The organism is Ascidiaceihabitans donghaensis, from assembly GCF_900302465.1.
GTDB classification, from domain to species: Bacteria; Pseudomonadota; Alphaproteobacteria; order Rhodobacterales; family Rhodobacteraceae; genus Ascidiaceihabitans; species Ascidiaceihabitans donghaensis.
This window is the reverse complement of the sequence record NZ_OMOR01000001.1, coordinates 3,716,850-3,729,116: the sequence shown is the minus strand read 5'-3', so window position 1 is coordinate 3,729,116 and position 12,267 is coordinate 3,716,850. Positions and strand designations below refer to the sequence as shown.

General features: G+C 55.3%; 10 protein-coding genes and 1 pseudogene. 6 read left to right on the top strand and 5 right to left on the bottom strand.

Annotation, left to right across the window (positions count from 1 at the left end; genetic code table 11):
* A pseudogene (locus tag ASD8599_RS20465) lies at nt 1-145 on the top strand (S41 family peptidase); the annotation flags it as partial.
* A 134-nt stretch (nt 146-279) separates the two neighbouring features.
* On the opposite strand, the gene ASD8599_RS18545 reads toward ASD8599_RS20465, so the two are convergent.
* From ASD8599_RS18545 to ilvD, 4 genes are all read right to left on the bottom strand, one after another.
* Entirely contained in the window at nt 280-645 is a 366-nt protein-coding gene (locus ASD8599_RS18545; RefSeq protein WP_108829922.1) for a hypothetical protein, read from the bottom strand.
* Nucleotides 646-655: 10 nt separating this feature from the next.
* Nucleotides 656-1,429 carry a DUF6478 family protein gene (locus tag ASD8599_RS18540; protein ID WP_245926100.1) on the bottom strand — a complete coding sequence of 258 codons (774 nt, stop codon included), beginning with the start codon at nt 1,427-1,429 and terminating at the stop codon, nt 656-658.
* A 128-nt stretch (nt 1,430-1,557) separates the two neighbouring features.
* Nucleotides 1,558-2,202: a hypothetical protein gene (locus ASD8599_RS18535; RefSeq protein WP_108829921.1), complete on the bottom strand. Its 645-nt coding sequence runs from the start codon at nt 2,200-2,202 to the stop codon at nt 1,558-1,560.
* Nucleotides 2,183-3,946 carry a dihydroxy-acid dehydratase gene (gene ilvD, locus ASD8599_RS18530; RefSeq protein WP_108829920.1) on the bottom strand — a complete coding sequence of 588 codons (1,764 nt, stop codon included), beginning with the start codon at nt 3,944-3,946 and terminating at the stop codon, nt 2,183-2,185. Before ilvD ends, ASD8599_RS18535 begins: the two co-directional genes overlap by 20 nt.
* Nucleotides 3,947-4,096: 150 nt before the next feature.
* On the opposite strand from ilvD, the gene ASD8599_RS18525 reads away from it, so the two are divergent.
* The 5 genes from ASD8599_RS18525 (at nt 4,097) to ASD8599_RS18505 (ending at nt 11,080) form a co-directional block, all read left to right on the top strand.
* Complete coding sequence (locus tag ASD8599_RS18525) at nt 4,097-7,186, top strand: ABC transporter transmembrane domain-containing protein (RefSeq protein WP_108829919.1); 3,090 nt, start codon at nt 4,097-4,099, stop codon at nt 7,184-7,186.
* 3 nt (nt 7,187-7,189) lie between these two features.
* Nucleotides 7,190-8,092, top strand: a complete 903-nt coding sequence (locus ASD8599_RS18520) for a CPBP family intramembrane glutamic endopeptidase (protein WP_108829918.1) — start codon at nt 7,190-7,192, stop codon at nt 8,090-8,092.
* 60 nt (nt 8,093-8,152) lie between these two features.
* Nucleotides 8,153-9,076, top strand: a complete 924-nt coding sequence (gene accD / locus ASD8599_RS18515; protein WP_108829917.1) for an acetyl-CoA carboxylase, carboxyltransferase subunit beta — start codon at nt 8,153-8,155, stop codon at nt 9,074-9,076.
* Nucleotides 9,073-10,347, top strand: coding sequence for a bifunctional folylpolyglutamate synthase/dihydrofolate synthase (locus ASD8599_RS18510; protein WP_108829916.1), 1,275 nt, complete (start codon nt 9,073-9,075; stop codon nt 10,345-10,347). The genes accD and ASD8599_RS18510 overlap by 4 nt, the downstream gene beginning before the upstream one ends.
* 94 nt (nt 10,348-10,441) lie before the next feature.
* Entirely contained in the window at nt 10,442-11,080 is a 639-nt protein-coding gene (locus ASD8599_RS18505) for a hypothetical protein (RefSeq protein ID WP_108829915.1), read from the top strand.
* A 10-nt stretch (nt 11,081-11,090) separates the two neighbouring features.
* Here the strand turns inward: ASD8599_RS18505 and zapE are convergent, their stop codons facing one another.
* Entirely contained in the window at nt 11,091-12,152 is a 1,062-nt protein-coding gene (zapE, locus tag ASD8599_RS18500; RefSeq protein ID WP_108829914.1) for a cell division protein ZapE, read from the bottom strand.
* Nucleotides 12,153-12,267 lie beyond the last annotated feature (115 nt).

Sequence of the window (12,267 nt, the reverse complement as noted above, 5' to 3'; positions counted from 1 at the left end):
CAGCCTGACAGAAGACGAGATCCGCCAGATTGAAGCGGATCGTGAAAAGGCAGAAGCTGCGGCGGCGTTGCGTGAAGACGATTATCAACTGGCCTATGCCATTGATATTCTTAAAGGTCTCAGCGCTTTGGGGCCAAAGGATTAAGGTGCGCCAAGGCACACCTTACAAAAGGATGTGCCACTTCTAGTGCCCATAAAAAGCAAAGGCGGGGATTTATCCCCGCCTTACGTGTTCTGAAGAAATCCGGTCACGTGTTGCCCGGCAGCCAGACCAAACGTCTATGATGTTTCAATGCAATGGCGCCGAAACGCACGTTTCAACATATCGAGTTCCGCCCGCAACAGCTCCATTTCGGCGCGCATATCATCCCCTAGCGCTTCACCTGCGATCAGGGTGAAATTCCCAATCCGGCTGCCGTCGCTGGTGTCGGTGATCAAAAAGGTCTGCACGCCGTCAGCAATTGCATCCGCGGGGATCGTCACACGCAAAACCCAGGTTTCACCGTTTTCCTGCAGGTCGATATCGGGCACCGGTTTGTCCAAATGCGTGACGGCAATCTGCGGCACACCTTGTCCTGTTTGTGTGATGACGCCTTCCCATACGCCGCGGCGCATTTTGGTGGCTGTCAGGGTCAATGTGGTCATGGTGTGGTCCTTACAGCTGGGCGCGGGGGCGGCGCGAGAACGTCAAATCACGCAGCACGACCTGGTTCATTTCGGGGCCTTCAAAGATCAGATCAATCCAGGCTTTTTCAACCCGCTTTTCGTTCAAATTTGAATACGCCAGATCGAATTCTACAAGAATATCCTCTTCGTGAAGGGGCAATTCACGCACGATTTGTTCAGTGTTAGGACCATTTTTGATGTTGAGCCGCGCAAAAATTTCCAGTGGCTTTTCCATCTCGACGATGCAATTCATTCCAAGCAAATGGGTTTTTTTCAGCCCGCGTGTCGCGTCTGTCGGCAGGTCCACGACAAGAGACAAAAAAGAGCCGTCGAATTTGAAAACATCCATCCGTAGGCCGTAAGGCGCAAGATCCTGTTCACGCAAATTGCGCAATTGCCGCAAAGTAAGCTCGCTTAGGCGGCAATCATGAAACAAAGTGACTTCATCGCCCAGCATCGACTTGGTGCTCACCGAGGACATGCCCGGTTTAGACAATGGGCCGCGCCACAGTTCCGGGCGCCATGCCCAGTCGGCATTGTGAGGTTTTGGAAAGCTGGTGGACCCGATGGCGGGCAAAGCCAACCGTTCGTCTGCTTTGTGGATCAAACGATCCAGATGCGTCCGCAGCAGGCGGGCTGCGGCCCTGTTCTGGCGCAGGATCGGCAGCTTCAAATCTTTCGCATTCCGCGCAGCGCGGGCCCAACGACGCATCGCACGCCTATGCGTTAGCTTGTCGACTAGCCCAATTGATTTGTCACCCATTCGCTCGGTTCGCCTTTGTTTTTATGGCACAATTCATAGGCGGCCTTACGTTTTGGCTGCCAGAGGTGCTTCAGACTTGTGTACTATCTAACGAAAACCTTGCGCACAGATAAACCTGTAATTGAATTTCAGAACAGCTTTTTTGGTTTGGCCTTAGGTCGTAGCGTACGGGTGGCGACATCATTGGCCACAGACGCACCTTCCGAACCATCAAGCAATTGCTGCAAAATGCGGGGTCCGCGGGTGCCCAACGCGGGGCTGCCATCGGGTGCATAAAGGGCGACGGCCACATCGTATCCGTTCAATTGATCCACCGCATGCCAATGCACATCCGACAACCCGTCAGACGGAGCTTGCGCCCTGACACGCAAATAGGACAAACCGCCCAGTGTTTCGGTTGCGGTGACTTTACCGCCTTCGATGTTGTCGCCAAAGACGCTTGCAGAAATGGTGTCTGGCGTTGTCGCTTTGGCAAAGCTGATCGTGACGACACTTAGGGGGGCATCCAGTGCGCCATCGCGCCCGCCAAGAACGTCACAACGCGCGAGAATTGCAAAGGTTTGTGTAAGACTGGCGGGGTCCACACAAAAACCCGCAGGGGGCACCAGTGTGACATCGCCCTGAACCATCTCGACTTGCGTGAATGGTTTCGCAGGCGTCTCCGACTGAGGGGCAAGCCCATCTTGGAGAAACCCCAATGCGGCGCCGTCGCTGCACCCCGAAAGGGCAACAGCACCGGCAAGTACCAGACCTTTACAGATCCCAGTATTCATGACCCTCGTCTTTCGCACCGGGATGCGTGACCGCACCTTTGTAAGTTGATCCGACAAGCTGCGCATATTTCCATAGCGCACCCGCGCCATAGATTGTGTCGCGTGCGCCTTTCCATTCGGCCTTGCGCGCCGCTAGTTCGTCGTCGGTCAACGCCACATTCAACGTACCTTCGATTGCGTTCAACGTGATGACATCCCCGTTTTGCAACAAGGCAATGGGGCCACCGTGCGCGGCTTCAGGCCCGACGTGCCCCACACAGAACCCGCGAGTCGCACCCGAAAAACGACCGTCGGTGATCAGCGCAACTTTCTTGCCCATCCCTTGACCTGACAAGGCCGCCGTGGTCGCCAGCATCTCGCGCATACCGGGGCCGCCGGATGGACCTTCGTTGCGGATTACAAAGACGTCGCCTTCTTCATAGGTGCGGTTTTGGACTGCATCGAAAGCATCCTGTTCGCATTCAAACACACGTGCCGGGCCTGTGAAAATCTGGTGCTGCGCTTCCATGCCAGCGACTTTCACAATGGCACCTTCAGGTGCGATATTGCCTTTCAGACCCACAACGCCGCCCGTCTTAGTCAGTGGTGTTTCGATGGGGTAGATGACTTTGCCGTCTGCTTCCAAGCTGACCTTGTCCATCTCTTCGCCGATGGAATAGCCTGTTGCGGTGATGCAGTCTTCGTGGATCAGACCCGCTTTGCGCAGCTCTTTCATCACAACATAAATGCCGCCCGCCTCATAAAGGTCCTTTGCCACATATTGCCCGCCGGGCTTGAGGTCGACAAAGTAAGGCGTGTCGCGGAAGATCTCGCAGACGTCTTCGAGGAAGAAGTCGATGCCGGCCTCATGCGCCATGGCGGGCAGGTGCAGGCCTGCGTTGGTAGAGCCGCCGGTGCAGGCAACCACGCGCGCTGCGTTTTCAAACGCTTCGCGTGTGCAGATGTCGCGGGCGCGGATGTTCTTTTCGATCAGGTTCATCACGGCGGCGCCGGATGCTTCGGCGTATTGATCGCGGGATTCGTAGGGTGCTGGCATACCGGCGGAGTTCGGGATCGCAAGTCCAATCGCCTCGGACACGCAGGCCATGGTGTTGGCCGTGAACTGGCCGCCGCAGGCACCTGCTGATGGGCACGCAACGCGTTCCAACACATCCAATTCGGCTTCGGTCATTGTCCCGTTTTGCTGATGGCCCACGGCTTCGAACATGTCTTGAACAGTCAGATCGCGGTCGCGGTACTCTTCTGGCACCTGCGCGCCCTTCTGGACACGACCGGGCAGGATGGACCCACCATATAGGAACACAGACGGTACGTTCAGGCGGATCATCGCCATCATCATGCCGGGCAAGGATTTGTCGCAACCCGCAAGGCCCACAATCGCGTCGTAGCAGTGGCCGCGCATGGTCAGCTCAACCGTGTCAGCAATCGCTTCGCGTGATGCCAAAGATGAACGCATTCCTTCGTGGCCCATCGCGATGCCGTCGGTGACGGTGATCGTAGTGAATTCGCGGGGTGTGCCATAGGCAGATTTGACACCCATTTTCACGGCTTGGGCCTGACGGTTCAACGCGATGTTGCAGGGGGCTGCTTCGTTCCAGCAGGTGGCGACACCGACCAAGGGCTGGTGAATTTCCTGCTCTGTCATGCCCATAGCGTAGTAATAGGACCGGTGCGGGGCGCGTTCCGGCCCTTCGGTCACATGTCGGCTTGGCAGCTTGGATTTGTCAAATTTACCCTTAAGCATGGCTATCTCCCGCGAAAACAATTTCAACACGGATACCCAAGGGCCTGACGCCGCGCAAGAAGCGATGCTTGAAATGAAGCGCTTTGGGGCCTAAATCTTTGGGCCTGTGCCAGTATTCCCTGACCGTACAGGAATTTGAGACGCCCCATTATGGATCGCACACTTTTTACCTTCATTTGGAAACACTCCAAACGAGAGCAGTTTACGCTGCTTTTGGTGACATTGATCACCTTCCCGTTTTTGTACGCGACACTGGAACTGCCCAAGCGGATCATCAACGATGCGATAGGGGCCGAGAAGGCAGTTTTGGATGTGTTCGGTTATGAGCTAAGCCAGACGCAGTTTCTTTTGGCGCTTTGCGTTGGGTATCTGTTGGCTGTGCTGTGCCATGGGCTGCTGAAAATGCGCCTGAACACAATGAAGGGTATCACGTCCGAGCGGCTGCTGCGGCGGTTCCGCTATTCGCTGATCTCGCGCATGATGCGGTTCCCACGCAGTTATTTCCAACAAACCAGTCAGGGCGAATTGGTGGCGATGGTCACATCCGAAGCGGAACCAATGGGCGGCTTGATGGGTGACGCGGTGGCGCAGCCATTGTTTCAAGCGGGACAGATGTTGCTGATCGTGACGTTCTTGTTTTTGCAATCCGTTTGGTTCGGCTTGGCCGGTATCGCGCTGATCCCGTTGCAGGCCTGGCTGATCCCGATGATCCAACGCCAGATCAATCAATTGAACAAACAGCGCATCACGCAAGTTCGGGCGCTGGCATCTGAAATCGGGGAAAGTGCGGCAGGTATCACGGATTTGCGCACGAATGGTGGCGTTCGCTATCGTTTGGCAGGGTTTACAGATCGTTTGGGCCAGCTTTTCGAAATCCGTTACAAAATTTATAACAAAAAATTCTTCATGAAGTTTCTCAACAACTTCATCACCCAGCTGACGCCGTTCTTTTTCTATGCCGTGGGCGGTTACCTTGCCATCCAAGGCGAGATTACGGTGGGCGCTTTGGTCGCTGCACTTGCCGCTTACAAAGATCTGTCGAACCCGTGGAAAGAACTGTTGACCTACTACAACCAAGTTCAGGACATGTCCTTGCGGTGGGAAATCGTTGTCGACCGGTTTAACCCAAAGGGCATTATCGACGAGACACTGTTTGAAGGTGAACCTTCTTCGATTCCGCATCTGCGCGGCACAATTGAACTGGATCATGTGACGGTGCGCAGCGCGTCTGGGAACCCGGTGCTGGAAGACATCAATCTGACGATTCAGCCAGGTGCGCGGGTTGCGATCAAAGTGCCGAACGGGACGGAACGCACCGCGCTTGCAGAGCTGTTGACCCGCGAGATATTGCCGGTGCGCGGCAACGTGCGTGTGGATGGACAAAAGCTGTCCGAACTGCACCAAGCGGTGATTGCAGCGCGTATCGGTTATGCCCATTCGCGGCCGTATCTGTTTGATGGCACACTGGGCAGCAATTTGATGATGCCCCTGATGACCAGCCCGAAAACTGTGTTGTGGGATCCAAGCAAACGGGACCGTTTCACCAATGAGGCCGCGCGATCGGGCAACAGCGCTGATAGCCTTCGCGCCGACTGGGTGGATCCGGCCCTTGCCGATTTGAAAGACGGTGATGATATCCGCAGCTGGTGGTTTGAATTGGTGCAGGCCATGGGCATCGACGAATTCATGTTCCAGCGCATGCTGACAAGTCGCGTTGACCCCAAAATGCACCCCGAGTTGGCCAAGGCCGTGGTTGGGCTTCGAGACGAGGTGTTCGACAGGTTGAAGGCAAAAGGGCTGGATAAGGCAATCAACCGGTTTGACCCTGACAAGTTCAACCCGTCGGTGCCTTTGGGGGGCAACTTGTTGTTTGCGGCACCTGCCCGCGAATTGAGCCCGGAAGAACTGGTGGCCGAAAAGAGCTTTCTGGCGCTGATTATGGAACAGGGCTTGGCCGAAGAAGGCATCGCCATTTCGCAAACCGTTGTTGAAACGCTGCACCAGACTTTTGGTCGCGATGGCACAAACCACCCGCTTTTCACGGCTTTGGGCATTGAAGAAACGCTGTATGAACAATTGGTGGATATCGCAGCAAGGCGTCGTGAAGTTGGTGACAAAGCCCTGAATGCGGAAGAATTCGCACTGTTTTTGACGGTTCCGTTTGCCTTCACAGCCGAACAAATTGGTCCAGCCTTTCCGGACAGCTTTAAACAAGAAATTTTGAACATCCGCCGTACCAAAGCTGCCGAATTGCGGGAACGATCGGGGGATTTGTTTGTGCCTTTGGCCCCGGAAAATTATTTGCCGCGGCTGACGCTGATGGAAAATCTGATGTACGGCCTGGTATCTGCCATGGCGGGGGCCAAGGCGGAGAAAGTACGTGAAGTGATTTCTGATCTGCTGACAGAAAAAGGTCTGCGCAGACTTGTGGCTGAAACGATTTTCGACATTCCCGCGGGCCTTGCTGGATCACAGCTGCCGCCCGTGTTTCAAGAACGCGCGGCCTTCAGCAGGGCCGGGATCAAAAAACCGGATATCTTGGTGTTGGATAAAGCGCTGGCCAGCCATGACGCAGACAGCCGGCGTAAAACACGCACGGCGTTGCGCAAATTGATGCCTGATACAACGCTGATATTCATGGAAGACAACTTCGAAAACCCAAGTGAATATGACCTTTTTGTCGAAATCAAAAACGGCAGAATAGACGGCATTCAAAAGCAAGAAATCGATTTGCTCCCTGACGGTGGATCGGACGATCTGCGCAGCAAAATGCGCGAGATTTCCCGCACCGATACCTTTGCAAAACTGGACGTTCGCAACCAAAGATTGCTGGCGTTTGCCGCGCGTTGGTACACGGCCCCTGCGGGTCAGAAAATTTTCAGCAAAGGTGATGTAGCAGATGCCGCTTGGCTTTGTGTCAAAGGCAGCGCGCGCATGTTCTTTGATGACGGGGAAGGGGCTCGGCGTGTTGTATCGACGGTACTGCCGGGGCGTTTGATCGGCGATTTGGCCGTGCTTTTGGACGAAACCCGACAAGTCGATTTGATCGCCGAGGAAGAAACGGTATTCTTGCGGATCGGGGCACGGGAATTCAAGGCAGTGATTGAAAGTGACACCACCGCTTTGCTGACGTTGTTGCAAACCGTCGGGGGGCATTTGCAGGGTGCTGCGGAATTGTTGGCAAAGGCGCAAGTCGATGTGCCAGAAGATTTCGGTGATCCAGAGCCAGAGGCGAAATAGGAAATGCGCCGAGACTTTGCTTATCGTGCGCATAGGTCTTTTGTGGCACCCGCCAAAAGCCACATGCAGCTGTGGCGATTGGCCTTTGGTATTTTGCTGGTTGTGGTTGTCTTCTCGGCGCTTGGGCAATTGTTTGCAGGGCTGATCATGGTAGCGGCAGAGGCCACGGGCTTGGACGTTGGCCAGTTGCAGATGGGTACAGGCGAAACGCCGGGCGCAATTCTGACAACGCTGTTTGCTTACGGACTGCTGGTGCCCTCTGTCTTTTTGGTGTTGTGGGTCCTTCATGAGCGATCTGGCATGACCGTGTTTGGTGATCTGAAGGCGATGAAGGGTCAATTTATCATCGTCGTGCTGGCGCTTGTGATTGTGAATGTCGCGTTGGAAATTCTGCCGCCTTGGGGATACGGTGCAGACCTTGTGTCCAATGTTCCATTGTCTCAATGGTTGGTTCTGTTGCCGCTGTCTTTGGTGGCAATTCTGGCCCAGACCAGTGCAGAAGAGGTGGTGTTTCGCGGCTATATCCAGCAGCAACTGGGTGCACGGTTTCAATCCCCTTGGGTCTGGATGGTGCTACCATCGGTGCTGTTTGGTCTTTTGCACTACGATACGGCGTCAGCCGGGGAAAACGCCTGGTACATTGCGCTTTGGGCGATGCTGTTTGGCATGGCGGCGGCGGACTTAACGGCGCGGTCTGGCACGCTGGGACCCGCCATCGCGTTGCATTTTGTGAACAATGTGATTGCGATGCTGTTCGTGACACTGCCCGACAACTGGCATGCGCTGGCGCTTTATGTGACGCCCTTTGATGCATCCAATACCGAAATCGTCCGCGCTTGGTTGTGGGTGGATCTTGGGTTTTTGGGGGTCAGTTGGCTGACAGCGCGTTTGGCGTTGCAGCGTTGATTGCAATTGTGGTCCACGCAGATTATCTGAGACAGAACCAAAGACAGTAGGGAACCGGTAATGAACTGGATCACAAATTACGTCCGCCCACGTATCAACTCCATCTTCTCGCGCCGCGAGACGCCGGACAACCTGTGGACCAAGTGTACCGAATGCGGCACGATGCTGTTCCATCGTGAGCTTTCGGACAACCTGAACGTCTGCACAAACTGCAACCACCACATGGCAATCACGCCACGTGACCGGTTCGTTTCCCTATTTGATGGCGGCATTTTTACGGAAGTTGATGTGCCTGCACCCATCGCGGATCCGCTCAGCTTTCGGGACCAGAAGAAATATCCCGATCGTATGAAAACCGCGCAAAAGACGACGGGCGAAAAGGATGCGATGTTGGTGGGGCGTGGCGAAATCGGCCGTACGCCGATCATTGCAGCGGCTCAGGATTTTTCGTTCATGGGTGGATCCATGGGCATGTATGTCGGCAACGCCATCATCGCGGCGGCTGAAGAAGCAGTGAAACTGAAACGCCCGCTGGTCCTGTTTTCCGCCGCAGGGGGCGCGCGTATGCAAGAAGGCATTTTGTCTTTGATGCAAATGCCGCGCACCACGGTTGCGATCCAGATGCTGAAAGAAGCCAACCTGCCTTACATCGTTGTTTTGACGCATCCCACCACAGGCGGAGTGACTGCCAGTTATGCGATGCTGGGCGATGTGCATATTGCGGAACCCAATGCCTTGATCTGTTTTGCGGGTCCACGTGTGATTGAACAAACCATTCGTGAACAGCTGCCGGAAGGTTTCCAACGCGCCGAGTACCTGCTGGATCACGGGATGTTGGACCGTGTGACATCACGCACGGAAATGCGCGACGAGTTGATTACAATCACGCGCATGTTGATGGGGCTGACGCCGCCGGTGAAAGGTGATCTGCCGGCGCCGGACACAAGCCCTGATGCAGAATCCGAAGCAGCCGACGCAACATGAGCGCCCAAACATCGGACGCGGTGTTGGCGCGGATGATGGCGCTGCATCCCAAGATCATCGATCTGACGCTGGATCGTGTGTGGCGATTGCTGGAGGCTTTGGGCAATCCGCAGAACGATTTGCCGCCTGTGATCCATATCGCGGGAACAAACGGCAAAGGGTCAACGCAGGCAATGATCCGGGCAGGGCTTGAGGCAGAAGGCAAGCGTGTGCATGCCTACACCTCACCGCACTTGGCCCGTTTTCATGAACGCATTCGGCTTGCAGGTGAATTGATTTCCGAACAGGCGCTGACGGACATTCTGGACGAATGTTATGCGGCAAATGATGGTGGCAATATCACGTATTTCGAGATCACGACCTGCGCGGCATTGCTGGCTTTTGCGCGGACTCCTGCTGATTACACGTTGCTTGAAGTTGGTTTGGGCGGGCGTTTGGATGCAACCAACGTCGTGGCAACACCCGCGTTGACGGTGATCACGCCTGTGTCGATCGACCACGAACAGTTTCTGGGTGATACGCTGACAAAAATCGCAGGCGAGAAGGCGGGGATCATCAAGCGATCCGTACCGTGCATTGTAGGCCCGCAACCGGAAGAAGCGCTTGAGGTCATCGAAGATGTTGCTGCACGCCACGGGGCACCGTTGATGGCTTATGGGCAACAGTGGCGCATTGAACCTGACGCAGGGCGTATCGCGTTTCAGGACGACAACGGGCTGCTTGATTTACCTGTTCCAAATTTGCCTGGGGCGCATCAAATACAGAACGCGGGTGCTGCAGTGATGGCGCTGCGCCATCTGGGGTTTGGGGAAACGGCGTGCGAAGGCGCAGTCACGCAAGCCGATTGGCCTGCACGTATGCAACGGTTGAAATCGGGGCCATTGATAGACTTGGCAAATGGCGCAGAGCTTTGGTTGGATGGTGGTCACAACCCTGCAGCGGGCCTTGCCTTGGCAGCGGTTTTGAAAAGCTTACCCAAGCGGAAAACCTACCTGATCTGCGGTATGCTTAACACCAAAGACGTTAGCGGTTACCTTGCGCCTTTGGCTGACCACGCAGAGCATCTGACGGCCGTGTCTATTCCGGGCGAGGCCAACACGCTCAGCGCTGCGGACACGGCGAAAGCCGCGCAAGGCGTAGGGATGCAAGCACAAACGGCAGAAGACGTGGCAGGGGCTTTGACGCAAATTCTGACGACGGCGCCTGATGCACGCGTCCTGATTTGCGGATCGTTGTATCTGGCGGGGGCCATTTTACGCGAAAACGGCTAACTCAAGCTGCTATGATCCGGTCTGCACCGCATCATGTTGACGGGGCTTGGACCTTGCGCGTATATGTTGCGGTAATCAACAAAGGGTAGGATGCGTGGCATCACTGCCTTCGTATCTTGGGGGATGCAGCATGTTCGGGCGCATGGATTTTGCGGCTTTGGTGAAAGGGTTGAAAGACCCTGAAACGGGCGAATTTTCTTCAAATGTTCAACTGACGGCCATTGGATCGGCGTTTATGGCGATTACCATAGGTCTTATCGTGTTGCAGCCGGGCTATCCTGCAGATCAATTTGCAAATGGTGAATTATTGCCACAAGACTTGACGGACGCGCCATCGGCAGTCGTGATTTCCGCAGACAGGGCGGCCCATAACGGGGCCGACGATGGGGTTGTGACGCGGTCCAATACGTCGCTGTTTTCTGTTGGCCCGGACCCTGTGCAACGTGATCCGATCCGTCTGAGCAGCGGCGATATCATCACCTATGATTTGCGTGGGCTGACAGCGACTGTTCTGACTGATTTTGGGCATGTGACGCGTCCTGGCGACCGGCTGCATAGCTTGCTTGTGGAAACTCTTTCGGCGCAAGAACCCGAAAGCTATATCGATACGGTTTTGAACGCAGCCGCCGGGCGCGGAGAGTTTCTGGTGCCTGTGTCTTTGCAAACTGCTGATGGTGGCTTGGACACGGAAACGCTTTTGCAAGCCATCAAAGTACGATCAAAATTGAATTGAGGTCGCCTCGCTAAGATTGCGCCCAATCGCTGGACTGCATTTCGCGCAAACGTGACGCGGTGCGTTCGAATTCAAACGTCCCTTCGCCTTCAAGATACAACATTTCCGGCTGCGCTGCGGCCGAGCAAATCAGGCGTACTTTGGCTTCGTAAAGCGCATCGATCAGTGTGACAAAGCGTTTTGCTTCGTTGAAATTCGAGCGCGACAAAGTGGGGATATCATCTACCAAAAGTACTTTCACAGCCTCGGCTATCGCAAGGTAGTCGGCGGGGCCCAAGAACGCACCACACAGGTCAAAAAAGTTGGCACGTGCGACGCCGTTGCGAAACTTGGGCAGCACAACATCACGCCCTTTGACGTTTAGCGTCAAAGGGTCTGCAGGGCCGCCGCTTAGGTCTGTCCACACGGCGTCCATGGCCGCACGGGCATCAGGCCCTACGGGGCTGAAATACACCGGTGTGCCTGACAGCCGGTCTTGACGGTAATCGGTGGGGCTGACCAATTCCCACAGCTGCATCTTGTCTTCAATCAAGGCGATGAAGGGCAAAAACGCTTCGCGGTTCAGCCCGTGTTTGTACAAGTCCGATGGAACGCGGTTCGAGGTTGTGACAACCACCACTCCGCCTTCGAATAAGGCCTCGAAGAGGCGGCCAACAATCATGGCATCCGTGATGTCCGTGATTTGCATTTCATCGAATGCCAACACTTTGACCGACGCCACAATATCGGCGGCCACAGGTGCGACCGGGTCTTTCACCCCTTGGGCGCGCGCTGCGTGCATGGCGGCCTGGACCTCTTGCATGAAGGCGTGAAAATGGACGCGGCGGGCGGGAATGTCGCCAAGGTTCTGAGCGAACAAATCCATCAGCATGGATTTTCCACGGCCGACACCGCCCCACAGATACAAGCCCTTTGGCGGTTCCGGTGCTTTGCGAAACCATCCGCTTTTGACAGGTTCTGCCAAAGCCGCCCGAATGCGTTCGAACTGCGGCAGAACTGCTTCTTGCGCGGGATCTGCCGTCAATGCGCCTGAAGCCACAAGATCAGCATAGATGCGGGTTAAGTCGGTCATAGGTTTGGCATATCTCGCGCGATGCGTGGTGAAAAGATCAGTCTTTGTGATGGATTATGAATAAACGCTGAATTGACCAACAGATATTTGCAGTTAATGTGCCCGAATACCACGG

Excerpts from the sequence above, each read along its gene's own strand:
- ASD8599_RS18525 (WP_108829919.1), top strand. The coding sequence starts at position 4,097 with ATGGATCGCACACTTTTTACCTTCATTTGGAAACACTCCAAACGAGAG.
- accD (WP_108829917.1), top strand. The coding sequence starts at position 8,153 with ATGAACTGGATCACAAATTACGTCCGCCCACGTATCAACTCCATCTTC.
- ASD8599_RS18520 (WP_108829918.1), top strand. The coding sequence starts at position 7,190 with ATGCGCCGAGACTTTGCTTATCGTGCGCATAGGTCTTTTGTGGCACCC.
- ASD8599_RS18535 (WP_108829921.1), bottom strand. The coding sequence starts at position 2,202 with ATGAATACTGGGATCTGTAAAGGTCTGGTACTTGCCGGTGCTGTTGCC.
- zapE (WP_108829914.1), bottom strand. The coding sequence starts at position 12,152 with ATGACCGACTTAACCCGCATCTATGCTGATCTTGTGGCTTCAGGCGCA.
- ilvD (WP_108829920.1), bottom strand. The coding sequence starts at position 3,946 with ATGCTTAAGGGTAAATTTGACAAATCCAAGCTGCCAAGCCGACATGTG.
- ASD8599_RS18545 (WP_108829922.1), bottom strand. The coding sequence starts at position 645 with ATGACCACATTGACCCTGACAGCCACCAAAATGCGCCGCGGCGTATGG.
- ASD8599_RS18540 (WP_245926100.1), bottom strand. The coding sequence starts at position 1,429 with ATGGGTGACAAATCAATTGGGCTAGTCGACAAGCTAACGCATAGGCGT.
- ASD8599_RS18510 (WP_108829916.1), top strand. The coding sequence starts at position 9,073 with ATGAGCGCCCAAACATCGGACGCGGTGTTGGCGCGGATGATGGCGCTG.